This is a genomic window from Actinomycetospora sp. NBRC 106378 (genome assembly GCF_030269685.1).
Taxonomy (GTDB): Bacteria; Actinomycetota; Actinomycetes; order Mycobacteriales; family Pseudonocardiaceae; genus Actinomycetospora.
The window spans coordinates 40,925-65,142 of record NZ_BSTT01000014.1 but is presented as its reverse complement, the minus strand read 5'-3'; the positions used below and the strand labels follow the sequence as shown (position 1 = coordinate 65,142).

Annotated in this window: 27 protein-coding genes and 2 tRNA genes; 11 read left to right on the top strand and 18 right to left on the bottom strand. The window is 72.5% G+C overall.

Features of this window, described 5'->3' with window-relative positions; genetic code table 11:
- The first annotated feature begins 41 nt into the window (after positions 1-41).
- Positions 42-929, top strand: coding sequence for an alpha/beta fold hydrolase (locus QSK00_RS24455; RefSeq protein WP_285595058.1), 888 nt, complete (start codon positions 42-44; stop codon positions 927-929).
- Here the strand turns inward: QSK00_RS24455 and ndk are convergent.
- From ndk to QSK00_RS24430, 6 genes are all read right to left on the bottom strand, one after another.
- The gene (ndk, locus tag QSK00_RS24450; RefSeq protein ID WP_285595056.1) at positions 910-1,317 is read right to left on the bottom strand and encodes a nucleoside-diphosphate kinase; all 408 of its coding nucleotides are present in this window, start codon (positions 1,315-1,317) and stop codon (positions 910-912) included. The two genes, QSK00_RS24455 and ndk, sit on opposite strands and share 20 nt — an antisense overlap.
- Positions 1,318-1,488: 171 nt before the next feature.
- The gene (locus tag QSK00_RS24445; protein WP_285595054.1) at positions 1,489-1,650 is read right to left on the bottom strand and encodes a hypothetical protein; all 162 of its coding nucleotides are present in this window, start codon (positions 1,648-1,650) and stop codon (positions 1,489-1,491) included.
- Between the two features lie 17 nt (positions 1,651-1,667).
- Entirely contained in the window at positions 1,668-2,060 is a 393-nt protein-coding gene (locus QSK00_RS24440) for a DUF4233 domain-containing protein (protein ID WP_285595052.1), read from the bottom strand.
- The gene (gene folC, locus QSK00_RS24435) at positions 2,057-3,604 is read right to left on the bottom strand and encodes a bifunctional tetrahydrofolate synthase/dihydrofolate synthase (RefSeq protein WP_285595050.1); all 1,548 of its coding nucleotides are present in this window, start codon (positions 3,602-3,604) and stop codon (positions 2,057-2,059) included. The genes QSK00_RS24440 and folC overlap by 4 nt, the downstream gene beginning before the upstream one ends.
- Positions 3,605-3,626: 22 nt before the next feature.
- Entirely contained in the window at positions 3,627-3,746 is a 120-nt protein-coding gene (locus QSK00_RS30515; protein ID WP_502872075.1) for an MFS transporter small subunit, read from the bottom strand.
- Positions 3,743-5,104, bottom strand: coding sequence for an OFA family MFS transporter (locus QSK00_RS24430; RefSeq protein WP_285595048.1), 1,362 nt, complete (start codon positions 5,102-5,104; stop codon positions 3,743-3,745). Before QSK00_RS24430 ends, QSK00_RS30515 begins: the two co-directional genes overlap by 4 nt.
- A 102-nt stretch (positions 5,105-5,206) precedes the next feature.
- On the opposite strand from QSK00_RS24430, the gene fdhD reads away from it, so the two are divergent.
- Together fdhD and QSK00_RS24420 are read left to right on the top strand one after the other, a co-directional pair.
- The gene (gene fdhD, locus QSK00_RS24425; RefSeq protein WP_285595046.1) at positions 5,207-6,049 is read left to right on the top strand and encodes a formate dehydrogenase accessory sulfurtransferase FdhD; all 843 of its coding nucleotides are present in this window, start codon (positions 5,207-5,209) and stop codon (positions 6,047-6,049) included.
- A gap of 86 nt (positions 6,050-6,135) precedes the next feature.
- The gene (locus QSK00_RS24420) at positions 6,136-7,053 is read left to right on the top strand and encodes an alpha/beta hydrolase (RefSeq protein ID WP_285595043.1); all 918 of its coding nucleotides are present in this window, start codon (positions 6,136-6,138) and stop codon (positions 7,051-7,053) included.
- Positions 7,054-7,303: 250 nt separating this feature from the next.
- Here QSK00_RS24420 and clpX read toward each other — a convergent pair whose 3' ends face one another.
- From clpX to tig, 4 genes are all read right to left on the bottom strand, one after another.
- On the bottom strand, positions 7,304-8,590 hold the full coding sequence (clpX, locus tag QSK00_RS24415; RefSeq protein ID WP_285595041.1) for an ATP-dependent Clp protease ATP-binding subunit ClpX: 1,287 nt from the start codon (positions 8,588-8,590) through the stop codon (positions 7,304-7,306).
- A gap of 201 nt (positions 8,591-8,791) precedes the next feature.
- Entirely contained in the window at positions 8,792-9,445 is a 654-nt protein-coding gene (locus tag QSK00_RS24410) for an ATP-dependent Clp protease proteolytic subunit (RefSeq protein WP_285595038.1), read from the bottom strand.
- Between the two features lie 11 nt (positions 9,446-9,456).
- Positions 9,457-10,062, bottom strand: a complete 606-nt coding sequence (locus tag QSK00_RS24405) for an ATP-dependent Clp protease proteolytic subunit (protein ID WP_285595201.1) — start codon at positions 10,060-10,062, stop codon at positions 9,457-9,459.
- A 170-nt stretch (positions 10,063-10,232) separates the two neighbouring features.
- The gene (tig, locus tag QSK00_RS24400; RefSeq protein ID WP_285595036.1) at positions 10,233-11,675 is read right to left on the bottom strand and encodes a trigger factor; all 1,443 of its coding nucleotides are present in this window, start codon (positions 11,673-11,675) and stop codon (positions 10,233-10,235) included.
- 188 nt (positions 11,676-11,863) lie between these two features.
- Between tig and QSK00_RS24395 the strand changes: the two genes are divergently transcribed.
- From QSK00_RS24395 to QSK00_RS24385, 3 genes are read left to right on the top strand one after another with little or no spacing between them, the layout of a single operon-like run.
- Positions 11,864-12,781: an aldo/keto reductase gene (locus tag QSK00_RS24395; RefSeq protein WP_285595034.1), complete on the top strand. Its 918-nt coding sequence runs from the start codon at positions 11,864-11,866 to the stop codon at positions 12,779-12,781.
- A gap of 53 nt (positions 12,782-12,834) precedes the next feature.
- Positions 12,835-14,931: an NAD(+) synthase gene (locus QSK00_RS24390; RefSeq protein WP_285595032.1), complete on the top strand. Its 2,097-nt coding sequence runs from the start codon at positions 12,835-12,837 to the stop codon at positions 14,929-14,931.
- Entirely contained in the window at positions 14,919-15,938 is a 1,020-nt protein-coding gene (locus tag QSK00_RS24385; RefSeq protein ID WP_285595030.1) for a DUF418 domain-containing protein, read from the top strand. Before QSK00_RS24390 ends, QSK00_RS24385 begins: the two co-directional genes overlap by 13 nt.
- Positions 15,939-15,965: 27 nt before the next feature.
- On the opposite strand, the gene QSK00_RS24380 is transcribed toward QSK00_RS24385, so the two are convergent.
- Complete coding sequence (locus QSK00_RS24380; protein ID WP_285595028.1) at positions 15,966-16,745, bottom strand: hypothetical protein; 780 nt, start codon at positions 16,743-16,745, stop codon at positions 15,966-15,968.
- A gap of 117 nt (positions 16,746-16,862) precedes the next feature.
- Between QSK00_RS24380 and QSK00_RS24375 the strand changes: the two genes are divergently transcribed.
- Entirely contained in the window at positions 16,863-17,450 is a 588-nt protein-coding gene (locus tag QSK00_RS24375; RefSeq protein WP_285595027.1) for a DinB family protein, read from the top strand.
- On the opposite strand, the gene QSK00_RS24370 is transcribed toward QSK00_RS24375, so the two are convergent.
- The 3 genes from QSK00_RS24370 to QSK00_RS24360 form a co-directional block, all read right to left on the bottom strand.
- The gene (locus QSK00_RS24370) at positions 17,440-17,769 is read right to left on the bottom strand and encodes a DUF4180 domain-containing protein (protein WP_285595024.1); all 330 of its coding nucleotides are present in this window, start codon (positions 17,767-17,769) and stop codon (positions 17,440-17,442) included. The genes QSK00_RS24375 and QSK00_RS24370 overlap by 11 nt on opposite strands.
- Before the next feature lie 86 nt (positions 17,770-17,855).
- Positions 17,856-18,434: a methyltransferase family protein gene (locus tag QSK00_RS24365; RefSeq protein ID WP_285595022.1), complete on the bottom strand. Its 579-nt coding sequence runs from the start codon at positions 18,432-18,434 to the stop codon at positions 17,856-17,858.
- A 165-nt stretch (positions 18,435-18,599) separates the two neighbouring features.
- Positions 18,600-18,676, bottom strand: a tRNA-Pro gene (locus tag QSK00_RS24360).
- A 626-nt stretch (positions 18,677-19,302) separates the two neighbouring features.
- Here QSK00_RS24360 and QSK00_RS24355 point away from each other — a divergent pair.
- Both QSK00_RS24355 and QSK00_RS24350 read left to right on the top strand, forming a co-directional pair.
- A tRNA-Gly gene (locus tag QSK00_RS24355) sits at positions 19,303-19,376 on the top strand.
- Between the two features lie 224 nt (positions 19,377-19,600).
- Complete coding sequence (locus QSK00_RS24350) at positions 19,601-19,804, top strand: cold-shock protein (protein WP_018335397.1); 204 nt, start codon at positions 19,601-19,603, stop codon at positions 19,802-19,804.
- Positions 19,805-19,955: 151 nt separating this feature from the next.
- Here QSK00_RS24350 and QSK00_RS24345 read toward each other — a convergent pair whose 3' ends face one another.
- Together QSK00_RS24345 and QSK00_RS24340 are read right to left on the bottom strand one after the other, a co-directional pair.
- Positions 19,956-20,432, bottom strand: a complete 477-nt coding sequence (locus QSK00_RS24345; RefSeq protein ID WP_285595019.1) for an SRPBCC family protein — start codon at positions 20,430-20,432, stop codon at positions 19,956-19,958.
- On the bottom strand, positions 20,429-20,746 hold the full coding sequence (locus tag QSK00_RS24340) for an ArsR/SmtB family transcription factor (RefSeq protein ID WP_285595017.1): 318 nt from the start codon (positions 20,744-20,746) through the stop codon (positions 20,429-20,431). The genes QSK00_RS24345 and QSK00_RS24340 overlap by 4 nt, the downstream gene beginning before the upstream one ends.
- Positions 20,747-21,108: 362 nt before the next feature.
- On the opposite strand from QSK00_RS24340, the gene QSK00_RS24335 reads away from it, so the two are divergent.
- Both QSK00_RS24335 and QSK00_RS24330 read left to right on the top strand, forming a co-directional pair.
- A complete protein-coding gene (locus QSK00_RS24335; RefSeq protein ID WP_285595015.1) occupies positions 21,109-21,390 on the top strand; it encodes a hypothetical protein in 282 nt (93 codons plus the stop codon).
- Between the two features lie 190 nt (positions 21,391-21,580).
- The gene (locus tag QSK00_RS24330; RefSeq protein WP_285595013.1) at positions 21,581-22,225 is read left to right on the top strand and encodes a TetR/AcrR family transcriptional regulator; all 645 of its coding nucleotides are present in this window, start codon (positions 21,581-21,583) and stop codon (positions 22,223-22,225) included.
- Here QSK00_RS24330 and QSK00_RS24325 read toward each other — a convergent pair.
- Together QSK00_RS24325 and QSK00_RS24320 are read right to left on the bottom strand one after the other, a co-directional pair.
- A complete protein-coding gene (locus QSK00_RS24325; RefSeq protein ID WP_285595011.1) occupies positions 22,140-23,534 on the bottom strand; it encodes a uracil-xanthine permease family protein in 1,395 nt (464 codons plus the stop codon). The two genes, QSK00_RS24330 and QSK00_RS24325, sit on opposite strands and share 86 nt — an antisense overlap.
- Entirely contained in the window at positions 23,531-24,187 is a 657-nt protein-coding gene (locus QSK00_RS24320) for a TetR/AcrR family transcriptional regulator (RefSeq protein ID WP_285595009.1), read from the bottom strand. Before QSK00_RS24320 ends, QSK00_RS24325 begins: the two co-directional genes overlap by 4 nt.
- Positions 24,188-24,218: the final 31 nt, after the last annotated feature.

The following is a 24,218-nucleotide window of genomic DNA, read 5'->3' as shown; positions in this document are numbered from 1 at the left end:
TGCTCGCGAACCGCTCCGCGAGCGCGGCCGAACGATCCCGCGTGACCGGCTCCGAGCGCTTCGTCCGCTCCGGCGACCTGCGGATCTGCACGACGACGACGGGCTCGCCCGACGACCCGGCCGTCCTGCTGATCATGGGCCTGGGGTTGAGCTACGACTGGTGGCGCGAGGACTTCTGCGACGAGCTCGCGGCCCGCGGCCGCTTCGTCGTCCGGTTCGACAACCGCGACGTCGGGCGCTCCACGCACCTCGCCGGCCGCGGGATCTCGCCCTGGGGTTTCCTGACGCGCCGCGCCCGCCCGGTCTACTCGCTGGGCGAGATGGCCGACGACGCGGCGGCGGTGATCGCCGAGGTCGTCCCGTCCGGACGGGCCCACGTGGTCGGCGCGTCGCTCGGCGCGATGGTGGCCCAGGAGGTCGCGATCCGGCACCCCGACGCGACGTCGTCCCTCACCTCGATCATGGGCCGCCCGGGCGACGGGCGGACCGGCAAGGTCTCCTGGCGCCGCGTCCCGGACTTCCTGCGCCCGCCCGCCGCCGACCCGGTCGAGGACATGGTCCGCGCCTTCCGCCGCATCGGCTCCGCGACGCGCACCCCCGAGGACGACGAGGACGTGCGGGTGACGATGCGCCGCGCCGCCGGCCGCGAGGCGAGCGTGGCGCACGACGGTCAGGGCGGCGGGCGCCAGCTCGCCGCGTGCGTGGGCGAGCGCGACCGCACCGCGGACCTGCGCGGCCTGACGATGCCCGCGCTGGTCGTCCACGGGGCCGCCGACACCGTGATCCGCCCCAGCGGCGGTCGCGCGACCGCCGCCGCCATCCCCGGCGCCGAGTTCCTCGAGCTGCCGGGGATGGGTCACGACCTCGCGCGGGCCTCGTGGCCCGCCGTCATCGAGGGGATCGTCGGGATCAGCCGAACCAGAGCTTGATCTCGCGCTCGGCCGACTCCGGGGAGTCCGAGCCGTGCACGATGTTCGAGCCGGTCTCCAGCGCCAGGTCGCCGCGCAGCGAGCCGGGCGTGGCCTTCTCCACCGGGTCGGTGCCGCCGGCGATCTGCCGGAACGCCGCGATCGCGCGCGGACCCTCGACGACCATCGCGGCGACCTTGCCCGAGGTGATGAACCCGATCAGCTCGCCGAAGAACGGACGCTCGGCGTGCTCGGCGTAGTGCTGCTCGGCCACCGACCGCTCGACGTCGCGCAGCTCCAGCGAGACCAGCCGCAGGCCCTTGCGCTCGATGCGCGAGATGACCTCACCGACCAGTCCGCGCTGCACGCCGTCCGGCTTCACCAGCACCAGGGTGCGCTCGTCGGACACGGCGCTCCTCTCTGTTCGCTCTCGACTGTCCGTGACGAGCCTACTGAGACCGGCGTCGCACGGTCCGTCCGGCTCCGGCTCCGGCAGCGGGAGACGGGGTGGGTCGATCACGGACGGCGACCCGGGACAGCCGGTCGTCCGATCACGTCGGGCGCGTCGCGCCCGGCGCGGTCATCGGCCCAGCGGATCCGGCAGGGGATCCTCGGGGACACGCTGCTCGACGTCGTCGAGCTCGAGTTCGTCGACCTCGATCGCGGTCCGCCGGGCGCGACGGACCTCACGCGTCTTGTCCCGCGAGCGCTGCGCGCGGCGGGCACGGTTGTCGGAGCCCATCGGGCCACCCTCGCAGCTCAGCGCGGGGCGAACCAGGCCTCCTGCCGACGAATCACCTCACGGCGCATCCAGAGCATGAGCGCCCAGACCAGACAGAAGATCAGCCCCAGCACGCCGAGGGAGGGCGAGAGCACCCAGCCGAGGAGCATCAGGACCTGGAGGCCGACCGCGAACGGCAGACCCCACGGTCTGAGGATCACCACGCAGCCCACGATCATCCCGACCGTCAGGACGAGGACCAGCGTCAGTTTCGGGGCCGTGATGCCGCCCTCGACGTAGTTCATCACCGGGAGCACCAGCGGGACCGCGATCGCCTCGAGGACCAGACAGGCCGACGCGGGTCCGCGGAACGCGCGCCGCGGGTCCGGGGGCCGGAGGTCCTCGTCCGGGGTCTTGTCCGGGGCGGTCATGCGGGCTCCCGTCCGAGCAGCGTGCGGGCCTCGCCGGCGGCGACCACGGACCCGATGACGAGGACGCCACCGCCGGCGGTGGCCCCGTCGTCGGAGGTCTCCTCGGACATCGTCACGGCGGTCTCGAGGGCGGCGTCCATCCGGGTCTCGACCACCACCCGCTCCGAGCCGAAGCGGGCGACGGCGAGCGCGCCGAGCCGGTCGGGGTCCATCGCCCGCGGCGAGGACATCCCGGTCACGACGATCTCGTCGAGGATCGGCTCCAGGGCGGCGAGGATCCCGTCGGCGTCCTTGTCGGCCATGATCGCGACGACGCCGACCAGGCGGCGGAAGGAGAACTCGGCCTTGACCGCGGCCGCCGCGGCGGACGCGCCGTGCGGATTGTGCGCGGCGTCGACGACCACAGTGGGCGCCGAGCGCAGGCGTTCCAGCCGCCCGGGCACGCGGACGGCCGCGAACGCGTCGCGCACCGCCTCCAGGTCGAGCCGGCGGGAGGACCCGGCCCCGAAGAACGCCTCCACGGCGGCGAGGGCGAGCGCGGCGTTGCCGGCCTGGTGCTCGCCGAACAGCGGCAGGTAGATGTCGTCGTACTCGCCGCCGAGGCCCTGCAGGCGCAGCTGCTGGCCCCCGACGGCCACCGAACGCTCCAGGACCCCGAACTCGATCCCCGAGCGGGCCACCTCGGCGTCGACCTCGACCGCGCGCTCGAGCAGCACCTGGGCGACCTCCGGCGTCTGCTGCGCGAGCAACGCCACCGACCCCGGCTTGATGATCCCGGCCTTCTCCCGGGCGATCCCGAGGATGTCGCTGCCGAGGTAGTCCTGGTGGTCGAGGCCGATCGGCGTGATCGCGGCGACGGCCGCGTCGGCGACGTTGGTCGCGTCCCAGGAGCCGCCGAGCCCGGTCTCGATCACCCCGACGTCCACCGGCGCGTCGGCGAACGCGGCGAACGCCATCGCGGTGAGCACCTCGAACTTCGAGCAGTGCACGCCGTCGACGGCGTCGCGGGCCCGGTCGACCACCCCGACGTACGGGGCGATCTCCTGCCAGGTCTCGACGTAGCGCCGGGCCGAGATCGGGCGCCCGTCCAGCGCGATCCGCTCGGTGACCCGCTGCAGGTGGGGGCTGGTGTAGCGACCGGTCCGCGGGCCGATCCGCGTGAGCAGCGCGTCGATCATCCGCGTGACCGAGGACTTGCCGTTGGTCCCGGCGATGTGGATCACCGGATACGACCGCTGGGGCTCGCCGAGGACGTCGCAGAGGGCGCGGATCCGGTCGAGCGAGGGCGCGATCCGGGTCTCGGGCCACCGCCGGTCGAGCTCCGTCTCCACCTCGCGCAGGGCGGCGAGGTCCTCGGCGGTGTCGTGCTCGGCGGCGGGGACGGCGTCGGGGTCGGGGCCCGTGCGGACCATCGCGTCCGCCAGGGCGCCCCCGCCCGCCGTCGTGTCGCCCCCCGCGGCCGCGAGGAGTTGCGCGATCTCGTCGGGGTCGGCGTCGCCCGCGGCGTCGGTGTCGTCGCCGAAGGTCTGGGGCTCGTAGCGCATCGACCCCGATCCTACGACGGGCTCAGAACAGCGCCGGCAGCTTGATCACGAGCTGCCACACCCCGTACAGGAACGGGATCAGCACCCAGAGCCACGCGACGGCCGTCAGGACCGTGCGGGCACCGCTCGTCGCCTGGCTCATCGCGCGGTCTCCTCCTCGCGCACCGGGGTGGCGGTGCTCTCGTAGAACTTCGGGTCGACCGGCTTGACCAGCTCGTTCGCGACGAAACCGACGACCAGCAGGCCGATCATGATGGTGAAGGAGACCGAGTACTTCCCCGGCCCCGGCACGTCGCCCTGGGCGTCGACGATCGCGTTGACCACCAGCGGACCGAGGACACCCGCCGCGGACCACGCGGTGAGCAGCCGACCGTGGATGGCGCCCACCTGGTAGGTGCCGAAGAGGTCCTTCAGGTAGGCCGGGATCGTCGCGAAGCCGGCGCCGTAGAAGGACAGGATCAGCAGCGCGGCGACGAGGAAGACGACCTTGTTGCCCTCACCGAGGGTGAGGATCACCAGGTAGAGCAGCGCACCGACGCCGAGGTAGAGCCGGTAGATGTTCTTGCGCCCGATCACGTCGGAGGCCGAGGACCAGACGAAGCGGCCGAGCATGTTGGCCAGCGACAGGATCGACACGAACGCCCCGGCGGCCGCCGCGATCTGGGTGCTCGGCGCGGTGGTGGCGAAGAAGTCCCGGTAGATCGGGTTGGCGCGCTCCAGCAGGCCGATCCCCGCGGTCACGTTGAAGCACAGCACGATCCAGAGCAGCCAGAACTGCGGCAGCCTGATGGCGGTCGCGGCGGACACCGCGGGCCCCGTCGTCGTGCCGGACGCCTGCGCGGTCGGCCGCGGGGTGTTCGGCGGGGTCCAGTCGTCGGCCGGGACGCGCACGAGCAGCCAGCCCATCGACATGAAGATCGCGTAGCCGATGCCCATGACGAGGAAGGTCAGGGAGAAGCCGCCGTAGTCCTTGCCGAAGGTCGCCATCAGCGCGGTCTCGATCGGCGCGGCGATGAGCGCACCGCCGCCGAAGCCCATGATCGCGATGCCGGTCGCCATGCCGGGCCGGTCGGCGAACCACTTCATCAGCGTGGACACCGGCGAGATGTAGCCGATGCCCAGGCCGATGCCGCCGAAGAAGCCGTACCCGACCACCACGAGCCAGTACTGCGAGAGGGCCATCCCCAGGGCGGAGATCAGGAAGCCGCCGGAGAAGAAGATCGTCGAGACCAGCATCGCCCAGCGCGGACCGCGCCGTTCCACCGTCGTGCCGCCGAACGCGGCCGACAGCCCGAGCATCACGATGGCGAGCTGGAACGGCAGCGCGGTGGCGACGCCGGAGTAGCCGAGGTTGCCGTCCCCGGTCCCCAGACCGGTCTTGAGGTTGCTCCACGCGTAGGCCTGGCCGATGGAGAGGTGCACGGCGAGCGCGGCCGGCGGGACGAGCCAGCGGCTCCACCCCGGCGGTGCGACGATGGCCGAGCGGTCCAGGAATCCCAACGCGACCTCCGTTGCTCGCCACTGAGTGTGATCGGTGTGTGACCGGAGCACTATGGCACCAGCGGGAGCAATCAGCCATTCGGGACGAAGGGAGTGGTCGGGATGGGCAGGGTGACCGTCCGCCGACCCGTGGTGCGGGTGCGGGAGCACGGAGTGGACCGGCGGCCGGACGCGCTCGCCGCCGAGGAGCCGCTGGAGATCCGGATCGAGGGGAAGCCGCTGGCGGTGACGATGCGGACGCCGGGGCACGACGTCGAGCTCGCCCACGGCTTCCTGCTGACCGAGGGCGTCATCACCTCCGCCGACGACATCTCCACGGCCCGCTACTGCGACTCCGTCGACGACACCGGCCGCAACACCTACAACGTGCTCGACCTCGCGCTGGCCCCCGGCGTCGCCCCGCCCGACGACTCCGTCGAGCGCCGCTTCTACACCACCTCGAGCTGCGGGGTCTGCGGGAAGGCCTCCCTCGACGCCGTGCGCACCCGCACGGTGTTCTCCCCCGCCGACGACCCGGTGACCATCCCGGCCGACGTCCTGTTCGGCCTGCCCGACGCCCTGCGGGCCGCGCAGAAGGTCTTCGACTCCACCGGCGGACTGCACGGGGCGGGCCTCTTCCGCGCCGACGGGACGCTGCTCGCCGTCCGCGAGGACGTGGGCCGGCACAACGCGGTGGACAAGGTCGTCGGGCACGCCCTGCTCTCCGGCGCCGTCCCGGCCGCGGGTACCGTGCTGATGGTCTCGGGGCGCGCCTCGTTCGAGCTGACCCAGAAGGCCGTCATGGCCGGTATCCCGGCCCTGGCCGCGGTGTCGGCCCCGTCGTCGCTCGCCGCCGAGATGGCCGAGGACGCCGGGATGACCCTGGTCGGCTTCCTGCGTGGCCGCTCGATGAACATCTACGCCGGTGCCTCGCGGGTCACCGGGATCGAGGCGCAGACGCGGTAACGTCCTCCCGCGCCACGGGCGATACCGCGAACGGGCGGTGTGAGCACCTGGACGGAGGGCATCGCGTGTCGGGGCAGGAGCACCGGGTGAGCCGCCGACGGCTGCTGCTCGGAGGTGGCGCCGTGGTCGGTGCGGGAGCGCTCGCGGCCGGTGCCACGACCCTGGCCCGCGCGATGGAGACGCCCGCCCCGATCCCCCAGCGCGTGCCGTCGGCCCCCCGCCCCGCCCGCACCCCCGACGCGGCCGCGACCGTCGAGTGGGTCTCCTCGTCCGCCCGGAGGCGCTCGGTCCGGCTCGTCATCACCTCGCCCGCCGGGGTGGACCGCCGCACCCTGCCGGTCGCCGTGGGGCTGCACGGTCTCGGGGGCAACGCGCTGTGGTGGGGCGACCCCGGCATGCGGCGCGCCCTCGGCATCGCCTGGGCCTCCGGAGTGCCGCCGTTCGCGATCGCGGCCCTCGACGGCGGGGACAACTACTGGCACCCGTTCCGGCCCACCGACGACCCGATGCGGATGCTCCTCGACGAGCTCCCCGGCTGGCTGGTGCAGCGCGGGATGGCGCCCACGCCGGTGCTCTCGACCGGCGTGTCCATGGGCGGGGCCGGGTGCCTCATGTACGCGCGGGCGCGCGCCCGCCGGAGCGCGCCGGTCAAGGCCGTGGCCGCGATGTCGCCGGGGCTGTTCACCGACTGGGCCGTCGCGGCCAAGCGCCCGTTCGCCGGGATCGCCGACTGGGAGGCGAACGACCCGCTCCGCTTCTACCCCGAGCTGGCGGGGACCCCGACGGGCATGTGGTGCGGCGACCGGGACTCCTTCGCCAACGCCGTCCGGCGCTACATCGCCCTGGCCCGCCCGCAGTACTCGCGGATCAGCCCCGGGGCGCACACCGGCTCGTACTACGCCACGATTCTGCCGCAGGTGTTCGCCTTCCTCGGCCAGCACGTCGCGCCCTCGACGCTGCCGTTCGGCCCGGCCTCGGCGACGACGGCCTTCCCGCACCTGTAGGCGCCCCCTCCCCGCGAGGGTGACGTGAGGCAGCTCCCCGGGCCGTCGGACCTGCCTGGTGTCCACCTCGCGGCGCGGCCGAAAGGCCGGAGCCGCGGCCACCCGTCGTCGGGAACCCGAGGGCGACGTGACGTAGGTCCACGGCCCCCGGAACCCGCCTGCCGTCCGTCTCGCGAGGCGACCCCGGAACGCCGAACGGGCCGCCCGTCACGGAGCTCCGTGACGAACGGCCCGGTCGTGGGCGTGCGGGTCAGGCCGACTTGTCGCGGCGCTCCCGGCGGGCCGGCTGACGGGGGACGATCGTCGGGTTGACGTTCTCCTTCACCGTCTGCTCGGTGACGACGACCTTGGCCACGTCGTCGCGGCTCGGGATGTCGTACATGACCGGGTTGAGGACCTCTTCCATGATCGCCCGCAGACCACGGGCACCGGTCCCGCGCAGGATGGCCTGGTCGGCGATCGCGTCGAGGGACGCCGCGTCGAACTCGAGCTCGACCCCGTCCATCTCGAACAGCTTCTGGTACTGCTTCACCAGCGCGTTGCGCGGCTCGGTGAGGATCTGCACCAGGCTGGGCTTGTCGAGGTTCGACACCGACGCCATCACCGGCACGCGGCCGATGAACTCGGGGATCAGGCCGAACTTGATCAGGTCCTCGGGCATCGTGTCGGCGAAGGACTCCGCGGACTCCATCTCGGCCTTGGACCGGATGTCGGCGCCGAAGCCGAGGCCACCACGGCCGACCCGCTCGGCGATGATCTTCTCGAGGCCCGCGAAGGCGCCCGCCACGATGAACAGCACGTTCGTCGTGTCGATCTGGATGAACTCCTGGTGCGGGTGCTTGCGCCCGCCCTGCGGGGGCACGCTCGCCGTGGTGCCCTCGAGGATCTTCAGGAGTGCCTGCTGCACGCCCTCGCCGGAGACGTCACGCGTGATCGACGGGTTCTCCGACTTCCGCGCGATCTTGTCGACCTCGTCGATGTAGATGATGCCGGTCTCGGCGCGCTTGACGTCGTAGTCCGCGGCCTGGATCAGCTTCAGCAGGATGTTCTCGACGTCCTCGCCGACGTAGCCGGCCTCCGTGAGCGCCGTGGCGTCGGCGATCGCGAACGGGACGTTCAGCAGCTTCGCGAGCGTCTGGGCGAGGTAGGTCTTGCCGCAGCCCGTGGGGCCGAGCATGAGGATGTTCGACTTCGCGAGCTCGACGGTGTCGTCGCCGCGGGAGTTCTCGCGGTTCTTCTCCCCCGCCTGCACCCGCTTGTAGTGGTTGTAGACGGCGACCGAGAGCGTCTTCTTCGTGTCGTCCTGACCGATGACGTACTGGTCGAGGAACTCGTGGATCTCGGTCGGCTTCGGGAGCTCGTCGAGCTTGACCTCACCGGCCTCGGCGAGCTCCTCCTCGATGATCTCGTTGCAGAGGTCGATGCACTCGTCGCAGATGTACACGCCGGGACCGGCGATGAGCTTCTTGACCTGCTTCTGGCTCTTTCCGCAGAACGAGCACTTCAGCAGGTCCCCGCCATCACCGATGCGTGCCATCGCAGCAGACCCCGTGTCCCATCCGGCGCACCCGGACGGTGCGCGCTGTCGTGATTGACCGTACCCGTCCACTCCGCCACGGCGGGAGGCTTCGGGGTGCGGCGATCCTGCTGGTCGAGTGCCCGGGACGAGCGGCGACGCGCCGTCCCGGCCGGGCGACGCGGTGGACGGCCCCGATCGGGGACCGTCCACCGCGGAGCGCTACCGGTTCGCCGAGAGCTTCCGGCTCGCGACGACGTCGTCGATGATCCCGTACTCCTTGGCCTCGTCGGCCGTCAGGATCTTGTCGCGCTCGATGTCCGCACGAACCTGCTCCGCGCTGCGCGTGGTGTGGTTCGCGAGGGTGCTCTCGAGCAGCCGGCGCATGCGGGTGATCTCGTTGGCCTGGATCTCCAGGTCGGAGGCCTGCCCGTAGAAGCCCTCGGTGGCCGGCTGGTGGATCATCACGCGGGCGTTCGGCACGGCCAGGCGCTTGCCCGGCGCACCGGCGGCGAGCACGACCGCCGCGGCCGACGCGGCCTGCCCGAGGCAGACCGTGGCGATGTCGGGCCGGACGTACTGCATGGTGTCGTAGATCGCCATGAGCGCGGTGAACGAGCCGCCCGGCGAGTTGATGTACATGGTGATGTCGCGGTCCGGGTCGTTGGACTCCAGGAACAGCAACTGCGCCATGACGTCGTTCGCGGACGCGTCGTCGATCTGCACCCCGAGGAAGATGATGCGTTCCTCGAAGAGCTTGTTGTAGGGGTTCGACTCCTTGACGCCGTAGCTCGTCCGCTCGACGAACGACGGCAGGATGTAGCGGGCCTCCGGCGACGCCGAGGCACGCCCACCCGGAACGTGAAGCTCACTCATGGTGCGTCTCCTCAGGCGCTCGGGCCGGAACCGTTGCCGTTCGAGCTCGCGTCGCTCGCCCGGCTCACGACGTGGTCGATGAAGCCGTACTCCTTGGCCTCGTACGGGTCGAACCAGCGGTCGCGGTCGGAGTCGGCCGTGATCTGGTCGAAGGTCTGACCGGTGTGCTCCGCGATCAGCTCGGCGAGCTGACGCTTGAGCTTGCGCAGCGACTCCGCGCGGATGGTGATGTCGGTTTCCGTGCCGCCGAGACCACCCGACGGCTGGTGCATCATGATCTGCGCGTGCGGGAGCGCGAAGCGCTTCCCGGGGGCACCGGCCGAGAGCAGGAACTGCCCCATCGAGGCCGCGAGGCCCATCGCCACCGTGGACACGTCGGGCTCGATCCACTGCATGGTGTCGTAGATCGCCATGCCCGCGGAGACCGAGCCGCCCGGCGAGTTGATGTACAGCCGGATGTCGGACTTCGGGTCCTCCGCCGACAGCAGGAGGAGCTGCGCGGAGATCTGGTTCGCGATCGTGTCGTTGACCTCCTGGCCGAGAACGATGATCCGCTCCCGGAGAAGGCGCTCGTAGACCGAGTCGTTGAGCGTCATCGACCCGCCGGCGGAACGCATGACCGCCCCGGACGGGTCGGAGAGGTGCTGGCTCACCTGTCCCTGCTTTCCTTGGGTGTTGGGGGTACTTGACGCAGCGCTGCCATCGACCCTAACGATCGGGACGGGCCCGATCGTCCGTCACGGGGCCGTGTTCGCTGTGGGCACACGGACCCGGGACGGCCGGGGTGTCAGCTCTTCGCGGGGGCCGGCTCGACGACCGCGTCCTCGTCCTGGTCGGACCCCGAGGCGACGGTGGCGGTCTCGTCGGCCACCTCGGCGGCGTCGGCCGCCTCCTCGCCCTCCTCGGGCGTGGCCGTGCCGAACAGCTCCGACAGGTCGACCGGCTCGCCGTCGGGACCCAGCACGGTGGCGGCCTGCACGACGGAGGCCAGCGCCTTGCCGCGGCGCACGTCGGCGAAGATCGCGCCGAGCTGGTTGGCCTGCTGGGCCTGCTGGATGTACTCCTCGGGGCTGATGCCGAAGCGCTGGGCCTGCATGAAGATGCGCTCCATCAGCTCCTGCTGGTCGACCTGGATCTCGCCCTTCTCGGCGACCTCGTCGAGCAGCAGCTGGGTCTTCACGGCCTGCTCGGCCGCGGTGCGCAGCTCCGCGTCGAACTCCTCGCGCGTCTGCCCCTGGGACTCGACGTACGCGGTGAGCTTGTCCTCGTCGTGGTCGAACTCGTGGACCGCCTCGTGGGCGCGCACCTCGACCTCGGAGTCGACGACGCCCGACGGCGCGGGGATGTCGGCCGCCTCGAGCAGCGCCTCGAGGACCTTGTCCCGCGCCTGCCCGGCCTGCTCCATCTTCTTCACGCGACCGTGGCGCTCACGCAGGTCGGCCTTGAGCTCCTCCAGCGTGTCGAACTCGCTGGCGAGCTGGGCGAACTCGTCGTCGGCCTCGGGGAGCTGACGCTCCTTGACCTGCGAGACCGTGACGGTGACCTCGGCCTCCTCGCCGGCGTGGTCGCCCGCGACGAGCTGCGTGGTGAAGGTCTTCGTCTCGCCGGCCGACATGCCCTCGAGCGCCTCGTCCAGGCCCTCGATCAGCTGGCCGGAACCGATCTGGTGGCTCATCCCGGAGGTCTGCGCCTCCTCCACGGCCTCACCGTTCACGGTGGCGGAGAGGTCGATGACCACGAAGTCGTCGTTCGCGGCCGGGCGCTGGACGCCGGTGAGCGTGCCGAAGCGGGCCTGCAGACCCGTCAGCTGGTCGTCCACGTCCTCGTCGGTGACCTCGGCGGCGTCGACCGTCACCGAGATCGTCGAGAAGTCCGGGAGGGTGATCTCGGGGCGGACGTCGACCTCGGCGGTGAAGGCGATCTTGTCACCGTCGTCGATCGAGGTGACCTCGATCTCCGGCTGCCCCAGCGGGTTCAGCTCGGCCTCGCCGACCGCCTCGCCGTACTTCTGCGGGACGGCCGTGTTCACGACCTCCTCGAGCACGACGCCGCGCCCGAGCCGCTGGTCGAGGATGCGGGCGGGAGCCTTCCCCGGGCGGAAGCCGGGGACGCGGACCTGCTGGGCGATCTTCTTGTACGCCTGGTCGAAGGTCGGCTTGAGCTCGTCGAACGGCACCTCGACGGCGAGACGGACGCGCGTCGGCGACAGGTGCTCGACGGTGGACTTCACAGCTCGTTCTCCTCCGGGCGGGACTTCTGAGAGATCGCGACCCGGGGGTGTACGGCGGTGACCCGTACGGGCCTCGACGTCGACACCCGCCCGGGCGTTGTCCGCGAGTCTAGACGTGCCCCCCGACATCGTGCCGTGGCGGCCCTGACCAGCCCCGATGCGGCGGAGCTGGTCGATAGGCTGCGCACATGACCACGTTCGGCCTGGGTCTCGCCGCGCTCGGCCGCCCGACCTACGTCAACGTCGGCCGGGACGGTGTGCACCGCACCGTCGACGAGCTCCGGGCGCTCGCCCACGCGACGCTCGACGCCGCGTGGGAGGCGGGCGTCCGACGCGTCGACGCCGCCCGCTCCTACGGCCGGGCCGAGGAGTTCCTCGCGAGCTGGCTGGCGGGCGACCCCACCCGCCGTCGGGACGCGGTCGTCTCGAGCAAGTGGGGCTACCGCTACACCGCGGACTGGGATCCCGACGCCGAGGTCCACGAGGTCAAGGAGCACTCGCTCGCGCACTTCCGCACGCAGTGGACGCAGACCCGCGCGCTGCTCGGTGCGCCCGACCTCTACCAGGTGCACTCCCTCACCACCGACTCGCCGCTGTTCGACGACGGGCCGTTGCAGCGCGCGCTCGCCGACCTGCGGGACGACGGGGTGCGCCTCGGCTTCTCGACGTCGGGTCCCGACCAGCCCGACGCGGTCCGGCGCGGCCTCGCCCTCGAGATCGGCGGCGCGCCGCTGTTCACGGCCGTGCAGTCGACGTGGAACCTGCTCGAGACGTCGGTGGGCCCCGCGCTCGCCGAGGCGCACGACGCCGGGGCCCTCGTGCTGGTCAAGGAGGGCGTGGCGAACGGCCGGCTGGTGGTCGACCCGCCCGCGCCGCTCGCCGCCGTCGCCGCGGCGCACGGCGTCGGGCCGGACGCGGTGGCGCTCGCCGCGATCGCCGCGCAGCCGTTCGTCGACGTCGTGCTCTCCGGCGCGGCGGACCCGGACCAGCTGCGGTCCAACCTCGCTCCGGTGTCGCTGTCCGGCGACGACCTCGACGCGCTGGGGGCGCTGGCCGGTCCGGCGGACCGGTACTGGGCCGACCGGCGCGCGATGGCCTGGGTCTGAGCGAAGTCCCGGCGTCGATGTCGGACCCGTCGGGCACACTCCGGGGCATCGCAGTGATCACCGGGGAGGGACCGACGTTGCCCGGCATCGGCTCGTACGACTTCAGGAACACCTATCGGCACGGGTTCGCCCGCGTCGCGGCCGCGACGGTCCGCACCTCGCTGGCCGACCCGCCCGCGAACGCCGCGGCGGTGGTCGAGATGGCCCGCGTCTGCCACGACGACGGAGCGGCGCTGGTCGTGTTCCCCGAGCTCACGCTCTCGGGCTACTCCATCGAGGACCTCCTGCTGCAGGACACGCTGCTCGACGCGGTGGAGACGGCGTTGGGCACGGTGCTCGAGGAGACCGCCGCCCTGACGCCGGTGCTCGTCGTCGGCGCGCCCCTGCGCCACCGGCACCGCATGTACAACTGCGCGGTCGTGATCCACCGCGGCCGGGTGCTCGGGGTGGCGCCGAAGTCCTACCTGCCGACCTACCGCGAGTTCTACGAGCGCCGGCAGGCCGCCGCGGGGGACGACGAGCACGGCGGCACCACCCGGCTCCTCGGCGTCGACGTCCCGTTCGGGCCAGACCTGCTCTTCGCCGCGACCGACGTGCCGGGCCTCGTGCTGCACGCGGAGATCTGCGAGGACATGTTCGTCCCGGTGCCGCCGAGCGCGGAGGCCGCCCTCGCCGGGGCGACGGTGCTCGCGAACCTGAGCGGCAGCCCGATCACGGTGGGCCGCGCGGACGACCGGCAGCTGCTCGCCCGGTCGGCGTCCGCCCGGTGCGCCGCCGCGTACGTCTACGCGGCGGCCGGCGAGGGCGAGTCGACCACCGACCTCGCCTGGGACGGCCAGACCTCGATCCACGAGTTCGGGCGGCTGCTGGCCGAGACGCCGCGCTTCCCGCAGGGCCAGCAGCACGCGATCGCCGACGTCGACCTCGACCTGCTGGTGGCCGAGCGGCTGCGGACGGGCACGTTCGACGACAACCGGCGGGCGCACGCGGACCGCCTCGCCGGCTGGCGCACGGTCGAGTTCACGCTCGACCCCGCCGACGGCGACCTCGGGCTGCGCCGCGAGGTCGAGCGCTTCCCGTTCGTGCCAGCCGACCCGTCCCGGCTCGAGCAGGACTGCTACGAGGCCTACTCGATCCAGGTCTCGGGCCTCGAGCAGCGGCTCCGGGCGATCGGACAGCCGAAGATCGTGATCGGGGTGTCCGGAGGCCTCGATTCGACCCACGCCCTCATCGTCGCCGCGCGGGCGCTCGACCGGGCCGGGCGCCCGCGCACCGACATCCTCGCCTTCACGCTGCCGGGCTTCGCCACCGGCGAGCACACCAAGAGCAATGCGCAGCGGCTCTGCGAGGCCCTCGGCGTCACGTTCACCGAGATCGACATCACCGAGACCGCCCGGCTCATGCTGAAGAACCTGGACCACCCGTTCTCGCAGGGCGAGCCCGTCTACGACGTGACCTTCGAGAACGTCCAGGCGGGGCTGCGCACCGACTACCTCTTCCGGGCCGCCAACCAGCGCGGCGGGATCGTGCTCGGCACCGGCGACCTCTCCGAGATCGCGCTCGGGTGGTCGACCTACGGGGTCGGCGACCAGATGTCGCACTACAACGTCAACGGCGGGGTGCCGAAGACGCTGATGCAGCACCTGATCCGCTGGGTCATCTCGTCGGGCCAGTTCGACGACGAGGTCGGCGAGGTGCTGCAGTCGGTGCTCGACACCGAGATCACGCCGGAGCTCGTGCCGGCGACCGAGGACGCCCCGGTGCAGTCGAGCGAGCAGAAGATCGGCCCGTACAACCTGCAGGACTTCACGCTCTTCCAGATCCTGCGGCACGGGTCGCGGCCCTCGAAGGTCGCCTTCCTCGCCTGGCACGCCTGGCACGACGCCGAGCAGGGCGCCTGGCCCACCGGGTTCCCCGACGACGACCGGGTCGCCTACGACCTCCCCGAGATCCGGCGGTGGCTGGAGGTCTTCGCCCAGCGCTTCTTCCAGTTCGCGCAGTTCAAGCGCTCGGCGGTGCCCAACGGCCCCAAGGTCTCGGCGGGCGGCTCGCTCTCCCCGCGGGGCGACTGGCGGGCGCCGTCGGACTCGTCGGCCCGCATCTGGCTCGACGAGATCGCCCGCGAGGTGCCGGAGGCATGGCCGCACTGACCGACGCGTCGCCCGCCGTCTCGACCCCCGGCGGGCGGATCGTCGCGCTCGACGTGCTCCGCGGGGTCGCGCTCTGCGGGATCCTCGTGATCAACGTCTACCAGCAGCTGGTGTGGGTCCGGGGCACGGGCGAGCGGACGCTGCCGCTCCCCGTGCAGCTGATCTTCTTCGAACGCTTCCTGTCGCTGTTCGCCGTCCTGTTCGGCGTGGGGTTCGGCCTGTTCCTCGCCCGTGCCGCCGACCGGACCCCGCACCCGCGGGTCGTCCTCGCCCGGCGGCTGGTCGTCCTGGTGGTGATCGGCGGGCTCCACCAGTTCCTCCACCAGGGCGAGGTCCTGCTCCCCTACGCGCTGGTCGGGCTCGCTGTGCTGCTGCCGCTGTCGTTCGCGGGGCGGTGGGAGTGCCTCGTCATCGGGGTCGGGATGGTGCTCGTGCTCCCGCAGATCGAGGAGTCGCTCGGGCTCGTCGTGGCGCTGCTGGTCCTCGGCTTCGCCCTCGCCCGGGTGGGGGTCGCCGACCACCTCACCGACCGGCCCGGGCGGGTCGCGGTCGTCGGCGCCGTCGCCGCGGCCCTGACGTCGACCTGGGTCGTCCTCGCGCTCACCGGCACGCCGGTGCCCCGGGTCAACCTCATCGGCGGCGGGCTCGGCGGCACCCAGGATCTGCTGCCGTCGCTGGCCGCCGTCGCCACCGCGACGACCTGGTGCTGCGTCGTGCTCCTCGCGTTGCGCACGCCCGCGGCGCCCGCGGTGACCGCGGTCTTCGCCCCGATGGGGCGCATGGCGCTCAGCAACTACCTCGCCGCGACCGTCCTGATGCTCCTGATCGGTCCGCTGCTCGCCATCGACTCCCCCGCCGACGGCCCGGCCATCGCCGCGCTCACGGTCGGCGTCCTCGTCGGGCAGGTCGTCGTGAGCCGGCTGTGGCTGCAGCGGTTCGCCTACGGACCGGTCGAGTGGGCGTGGCGGTGCCTGACCTGGGGGCGTCGGGCGCCGCTGCGCCGATAGGAGCGCAGCGGCACCCGCCGTCGTCGGCTACTGGCGCTGCGCCAGGCCCTTGAGGCACCACGAGCCCTGCGCCTGCCCGAGCACGAGCTCGGAGGGCAGCGTCTGGGTCTGCCCCTGCGCGCTCAGGGTGAGGTCGATCGGCGTGCGCGCCTCGGTCTCGATGTAGGTGGTCGTCGGCCCGGTCGGCCGGACACCCCCGATGAGCTGCAGGACCTGCGGCGAGAGCTGGGAGACCGGCGCGCCGTCCGGCCCCTTGCAGGACAGCTGCGTGAGGGCACCCGCGTCCTTCGCGGCCAGCGCGGAGACGACCTGGTTCGCGGTGTCGTCGGGGCTGCCGGGCCCGCCCAGGTAGCCGGGGTAGACGAAGGCGCCGAGCAGCAGCGCGACGATGGCGCCCAGGACGAGCCCACCCGCCGTCCCGAACGCGAGGCCCTTGCGCAGCTCCTGCTTGTAGGCCCGGTCCTCGGCCTCGGCCCAGTCGTCGTCACCGCCGTCGGTCTCCGCGGCGCTGTGGCGGCCGTCGTCGGTGGCGTCGGCCGCGCCCGGCAGCGTCGCGGCCGCGACGGTGTCGCCCTCGCGCGGCGCGTCCCCGACGGCAGGTGCGGTCGCGTCCTCGGCGTGCTCGGACCCGGCGTGCTCGGTCTCGGTGTGTTCGGTCCCGGCGTGCTCGGACCCGGTGTGCTCCGTGTGCTCGGTGTGCTCCGTGTCCTCGGCGTGCTCGGTCCCGGCGTGCCCGGTCGTCTCCGGCGTCGAGGTGCGCTCGACCTCCGCGTCCGTCTCGCCGACGCTCGTGCGTCCCTCGGTCATCGCGGGTCCCTGCTCCCCTTCTCGCCGGTACGGCACGGGTACGTGCCGTGCGCCCGACCCTGCCTCATCGCCCGGGTCACCATCCCGGCGGGGGCCAGGTGGAGTAGACCAACGCCCGTGGATCCGAAGACGACGTTGCACCGCTATCTGACCCAGGCGCGCGACGCCGTCGTGTGGAAGCTGGAGGGGCTGGGCGAGTACGACGTCCGTCGTCCGCTCACCCCGACCGGCACCAACCTCCTCGGGCTGGTCAAGCACCTCGCGATCGTCGAGTCCGGCTATCTCGGCGAGGTGTTCGACCGGCCGTTCGCCGAGACCGTCGGCTGGTTCGAGGCGCACCCGGAGCCCGAGGCGGACCTGTGGGCGAGCGCCGAGGAGGCCCGGGACGACGTCCTCGGCCTCTACGCCCGGGCCGCCGCCCACGGCGACGCGACGATCGAGGCACTCGACCTCGACGCCGAGGGACACGTCGCCCACTGGCCCGAGGAGCGAGCGACGGTCACGCTGCACCAGATCCTGGTGCACGTGGTCGCCGAGACGAACCGGCACGGCGGCCACGCCGACGTCGTGCGTGAACTCGTCGACGGCGCGGCGGGGCTGCGCCGCGACAACGACAACCTGGGCAACCTGGCCGCGGCGCAGCGCCTCGGACACGTGGCCCGGCTCGAGCGCAGCGCCCGCCGCGCGGCCGAGCTCACCGGCTGAGGCGCGCCTCCAGCTCCGCGGGGTCGGCGACGAACCACAGGTCGCCGCCCCGGTTCGCCTCGCGGATCCAGTCCCCGACCGGGCCCTCCGTCGTCGTGGGCTCGCCCAGGACCACGAGCCGCACCCCGTACTGGACGAACTTCTGGGTGATCGCGCCCGCGACGCCGGTCCGCAGCACGAAGAAGGACGGGGCGAGGCGCCGGACGGGCACGACGACGGTGCGCGCGTCCGCGCCGAAGGCCTCGGCGAGAAGGTCGAGCGCCGCGCGCTCGCCGTCGAGCTGCGGCCCGTCGTCGGACAGGGTCAGGACGTTCGCCATGGGCGCCGATCCCAGTCCGGGACGGGTCGCCCGGCAACCGGGTTCCGCGTTCCCGACGGCGGGTCGGTCACCCGCGCGACCCGCCGTCAGGACGGGCGGGGCAGCAGCCGCGGCGTGGTGGCGGCGTACGCGGCGTAGCCGGGGAGCTCGCGGAGCAGCAGGGCGTCCTCGGCGTCCATCCGCTCGCGGTAGGCGGTGCCGACGGCCGCGAGGGTCAGCAGGGGCGCGAGCGCGTTGCGGGCGCTCGTCGCGGCGCCGAGCCAGAGCAGCAGCACGCTCGCGTAGCCCGGGTGCCGCACGTGGCGGTAGGGACCGGTCCGGACGACGGGCTGGTCGGGGACGACCCGGAGGGCGTGCGCGTAGTGGCCCTGCAGGGTGCGCATGGCCCACACCCGCAGGCCGACGGCGCCGAGCTGCAGCGCGAGTCCGGCCGGGCCGGTCCACCGAGGGAGGCGGACCCCACCCGCGACCAGCGGGCTCGCGGCGGTCACGCCGGCGGAGAAGAAGTAGGCCCGCGTGAGTTCGCCGATCCCGACCTGGTCCTCCGGCGCCCCGACGTCGTCCGCGCGGACGGGAGGGCGCAGCCGCTCGATCGCCCACATGGCGCCGAAGGCGCCGCCCACGCCGAGACCGGCCCACAGGGTGTCGGTCAGGGTGCGGCTCACGGGTCGGAGCGTAGGCCCGCGAGCACCACGAGGGCCGCGGACATCAAGATCTGATCGTGCGTAGCGAAGTGCTCGCTCAGCGATCACTTCGCTCGGCAGTTCCGGATCTTCACGGCGGACCCGGGTACACCCGCCTCCGCTGCCGGCGTTCGTGCTGGTCGAGTCTGGTCGGGGTGGCGGGATTCGAACCCACGGCCCCTCGCTCCCAAAGCGAGTGCGCTACCAAGCTGCGCTACACCCCGTCTGCGGACGAGTGTAGGGCGCGGGCCGCGCTGACCTGACGCCCGTTCGACGACGCCGACTCCGGAGGGTCGCCCCGGGGCGTCGGTCGGCGGTCGGTGGCCGCAGCGTGACGGGCCACCGGGTCCTCGACGGCCGGGCGACGGTCGCCACTCCGGCCGGAGATTCGTGCTGGGTCCTGCTCGACGGGCCGTGCGGACTTCGTCGTCCGCACCCGTCGTCGTTCCGGGGCTAGTCGAGCCCGCGGACGATGTGGTCCTCGTCGGTGTCGATGACCCTGGTGTCGCGCTCCGTGTCCATGCTCCGGTCCCTTCCGGTCACTCTCATCGGCCTGTGCCGCCATGGTTCCCGCATCGCCGGAGCTACCGTGAAGTACCAGGTGAGCGTCACACATCAACAACGTGTGCCGCACCCATCGCGTCCGTCGACCGCGCTTGTGTACCCGTTCACATGGCGTTCGGCCAAGTGCTGGACCGTGACAGAGCGTCTACTGAACGATCCAGAGACCCGAGATTCACACGCCCGGGCAACCACCTGGACGGAGCAACGTCTCGAGGGGCACGCCCGGCAGCGTGCGGCCGTCCGGGTATCGGCTACGGTGATTGCGGTCCGGGGTGCCGGACCGCACGCGGGCGTAGCTCAATGGTAGAGCCCCAGTCTTCCAAACTGGCTACGCGGGTTCGATTCCCGTCGCCCGCTCCACGCCTCCACAGGGGGCGGACGACACCGTCCGTCCCGCCCCGCCGGACCTGCTGTAGCCTCGTAGGCGTTGCAGTCTCGTTTTCCTCGCCGTGCGCGGTGCCGTGGATGATGTGACAACGGCCCGGTCAGCACCGCTGGAGGAACCTCTCCCGCATCCGTGCCCCGGCGTCGGGCAACGCTCGTGGACAGATCGCCCGCGAGGAGCTCGACCTGAAAGAGGATTCGTGGCTGAAGGAACTGTCAAGTGGTTCAACGCGGAGAAGGGCTTCGGCTTCATCGCGCCTGACGACGGTGGCAAGGACGTCTTCGTCCACTACTCGGCGATCACCGGCGGCGGCTTCCGCTCGCTCGACGAGAACCAGCGTGTGAGCTTCGAGTCCAGCCAGGGCGCGAAGGGCCCGCAGGCGGACCAGGTGCAGGCTCTCTAAGCCCGCACCCGACCTGGTCGGGCGCCGCCATCCAGGCGATGCCGCCCGATCCGCTGAGGGGCTGTGGACCCATGCCTCATACCCGTGGGCTCACAGCCCCTTCGTCGTCTCCGGGGGCCGATGCGCTCCCTCGGGACGGCGCCACCCGTCGTCAGGACAGCACCTCGTCGAGACGCTCGTAGCCCTGCACGACGCCCTCCTCCATCCCGGAGGCCAGCATCGCGTCGCGGCCCTCGAAGGAGCCGAAGAGCGAGAACCCCTCGAGACGGCAGCGGCCGCCCGGGAGCTCGGTGAACGTCACGATCTCCAGTGCCACCTGGTCGGCGAACGGTACGTAGGCGAACGTCTGGACGATGCGCTCGTCGCGCCGGACCTCGTGGAACGAGCCGAGGAAGTGGTGCTCGGTCCCGTCCTCGCCGACGTGGGTGTAGCGGTAGGCGCCACCGGTGCGGGCGTCCCAGTGCTGCAGCGTCATGGTCAGGCGGCGCGGGCCGAGCCACTGCACCACGAGCTCCGGGTCGACGTGGGCACGGAAGACCGCGGCCGGCGTCGCGTCGAACTCGCGCGTGATGCGGACGGCGGGCACGGTCGGGTCGGCCTCGATGGTGGTGGCGAGCGTGGTGGTCACGGGTTCCTCCGCAGGACGTCGTCGAGCCGCTGGTACCGGAGCTCGGCCCGGCGGCGGTAGGTGTCGATCCAGCCCGTCAGCAGGTCGAACACGTCGACCTCGAGATGCGCCCAGCGCTGCTGGCCGTCCCGTCGGCGGCTGACCAGGCCCGCGGTCTCGAGCACCCGCAGGTGCTTGGAGACGGCCTGGAGGCTCACGTCGTAGGACGACGCGATCTCCGTGACGGTCAGGTCGTCCGCGGTGAGGCGGGCGACGATGTCCCGTCGGATCGGGTCGGCCAGCGCGGCGAAGGCCCGGGAGAGCTCGTCCTCCACCGGCCGCTCCGATCGTCGTATTCAACCTTTCGGTTGAGTACGAAGATAGGACCAGGAACCTCGGTACGTCAACGAGGACGGCGGCGACGAGCAGGAATCACCAGCAGTGACTCCTCGGCGTCAGCTTCACCCGAAGAGACCAGTCGTCACCCGGTCGAGCGGCTCGACCGCCCGTTCGCCGGGCGCGGGAGGACCGAGAGGCGGCAGGTGGACCGCCGAACGGTTCACTGAGGGTCGGTTCAGTGAACGGGCCCTAGATGAGAGCGCCTCTCAGGTTCGGGAGAGAGTCCCCCCGTCCCAACGACGCCCCGACGGGGAAGGAACGCCGAGGTCGTCGTGACACCCACCGAGAAGGAGTTCTCATGAGCAGGATGACCAGCAGGTTCGCCGCCGCCACGATGCTGGCGGGCGTCGGCACGGTCGCGATGGCCGGCGCCGCGAACGCCACCGAGTCGCACTCCCACGACCACCCGCACGCCGCCCAGCACCAGACCAAGGGCCTCGTCGGGGGTCTCGTCGGCGCGGGCGGGGAGCTGCTCGGCGGGGTGACCGACCTCGTCGGCGGTGTCGTCGGCGGCGTGGACGGCGTCGCGGGCCCGCTCGTCGGCGGTGTGACGACCGGCGTGTTCGGCTCGTCGAGCTGACCGCGACCGGCCGACCCCCGAGCGGCCGGGACCCGTTGTCGGAGCTGGGGAGCACCGACGACGCGAGGACGGTGCGATCCGTGCGTGTCGGGGCGCGGAGGAGCACCAGGTGACGCGGGGCGGGTGGGTGATGCTGGAACCATCACCCACCCGCTCCGCCGATCCTCCCGCAGAGGGGAGACTGTCGGCCATGTCCGGCAGTCGGGCCGCCGCGAAGGCGCGCACCCACGAGAACCTCCTGGACGCGGCGGCGACGGTGTTCGCCGAGCGCGGCTACGGCGCCGCGTCGGTCGAGGAGATCGCGCGCACCGCCGGCACGTCCGTCGGGTCGGTGTACGCGCACTTCACCAGCAAGGAGAAACTGTTCGTCGCGCTCATGGAGCGGCGCTCCGCGCACGAGTTCGCCGCCGCGCAGGCCGAGCTCGTCGACGGCTTCGAGGCCGCGGTGCCGGCCCTGAACCGGCAGCTGCTCGCCGAGGCCGACTCGGACCACCTCGCGGAGCTCGGGGCGGAGGCATGGCTCTACGCCCTGCGCTCCCCCGCCTTCGGCGCGGAGCTCGCCGCCCACCACCGGCGGGTGCACGAGATCATCACCGACATGGTCGCGCAGGAGCGCACCCGGCGCGGGACCACACTGTCGATGTCCGACGCCGAGGTCGGCACGGTCGCATCGGCCCTCGCACGTGGTCTCGTGCAGTACCGACGGCTCAGCCCGGAGTCGGTGCCCGACGACCTGTTCGGGCGCACCCTCAGCGCTCTGCTGGCGGGTCTGGAGGCGTCTCCTGCGTCTCCGCCGGCATCGGGTCCGGACGCTGCGGCGTCAGTCGACGCATGAGGTGGTAGCCGGCGATCGCCACGACGGTGCCGAACGCGATACCCCCGAACTGCCCGCCGGCGAACTCCATCGTCACGTCGCCGACCCCGATGACGATGCCCGCGGCCAGCGGCACCAGCACCTCGGGCCGGGAGAAGTCGACCCGGTTCTCCACCCAGATCCGGGCCCCGAGCAGGCCGATCATCCCGTAGAGCACCACGGTGATCCCGCCGAGCACCCCGCCCGGGGTGGCCGCGACGACGGCGCCGAACTTCGGGCAGAAACCGATGAGCACCGCGACCACGGCAGCCACCCAGTACGCCGCGGTGGAGTACACGCGGGTCGCGGCCATGACGCCGATGTTCTCGGCGTAGGTGGTGGTCGGCGACCCGCCGACCCCGCCCGCGACCGCCGTGGCGATCCCGTCCGCGGCGAGAGCCCGTCCCAGGTAGGGGTCGAGGTCCTCCCGGGTCATCGAGGCGACGGCCTTGACGTGCCCGGTGTTCTCGGCGATCAGCGCGACCACGACCGGCACCACGAGGAGGATCGCCGTCGCGCTGAACGCCGGGAGGTGCAGCCCGGGGGCGTCGGGCGTCCCCAGCGGCAACCCGACCCACGGCGCGTCGGCCACCTTCGAGAAGTCGAGCCGCAGGTGGGTGGACACCACCCCGGAGGCGTCGGGCGCGGTGATCGGGCCCAGCACCGCGTCGAGCACCGCCGAGAGCACGTAGCCGACGACGAGCCCGACCAGCACGGCCAGCCGACCGAGCATCCCGCGGGCGGCCACGGCCACCACCATGACGACGAGCATGGTCACGAGGGCCACGCCCTGGTCCTGCGGCCAGTACGTCCCGGCGACGACCGGCGCGAGGTTGAAGCCGATCAGCAGCACCACCGCACCGGTGACGGCGGGCGGCAGGATCGCCGAGATGATGCGGGCGCCGCCGAGGTGCACGGCGAGCCCGACCAGCGCGAGCACCACGCCGGTGACGGCGATCGCCCCGGTGACCTCGGCGCTCGTCCCGCCGTCGGCCCGCACGGCGGCGACCACGCCGACGAACGACGCGCTCGTGCCGAGGTAGCTGGGCACGCGTCCGCGCGTCATGAGCAGGAACAGCATCGTCGCGAGCCCGGAGAGCAGGATCGCGAGGTTCGGGTCCAGGCCCATCAGCACGGGGAAGACGAAGGTCGCCCCGAACATGGCGAGGACGTGCTGCATCCCGAGACCGACGGTGCGGCCCCAGCTCATCCGCTCCTCGGGCCGCACCACCTCCCCCGGGCCGGGAGCACGGCCGTCGCCATGAACCGTCCAGCGCAGGGTTCCGGTCACTCGCGACTCCTGGTCGGGCATCCGAGCCGCTCGGCGACCTCGGCGCGCGGCGGTGGGTCGAGCGGGGGCAGGGAGGAGTACTCGGCGCGGGCGGCGAGTCCGTCGAGGAGCAGGGGGAGGTAGCGGTCCCAGGCACTCGGGTCGATGTCGGTGCCGAACGGTGCGGCGACCGACGCGAGCATGTGCGCGGTCGACGGGATGTCCCGGGCCTCCAGGTCGGAGCGCACGACGCCCTGCTCCTTCGCCCGCTCGACGAGGTCGTGCAGCGGGCCGATGAAGCGCAGCACGATCTCCGGGGTGAAGGCCCCGGCGTCCTTGGCGGCGCGCAGGATGCCGCGGCGGTGCACGAACGCGCGGGCGATGCCCTCGACGAGCACCGCGATGGCGCGCGCCGGGTCGGGCTCGGCGTCGACCCGGGCGAACAGCGGCTCGACGGCATCGGCGAAGTACTCCGCGAACACCGCCGTGACCAGTTCGTCCCGCCCGCCGAAGCGCCGGTAGAGCGTGGACGGGCCGACCCCCGCGCGCCGCGCCACCTCCTCGAGCGGCACGTCGGGGCCGACCTCCTCGAACGCCTCCCGCGCCGCGGCCACGATGGCGCGGTGGTTGCGCGCGGCGTCGGCGCGCAACGGTCGGGAGGACAGCTCGGTCACGGCCGGGACGCTAGCAGCGTGACGACGCGAT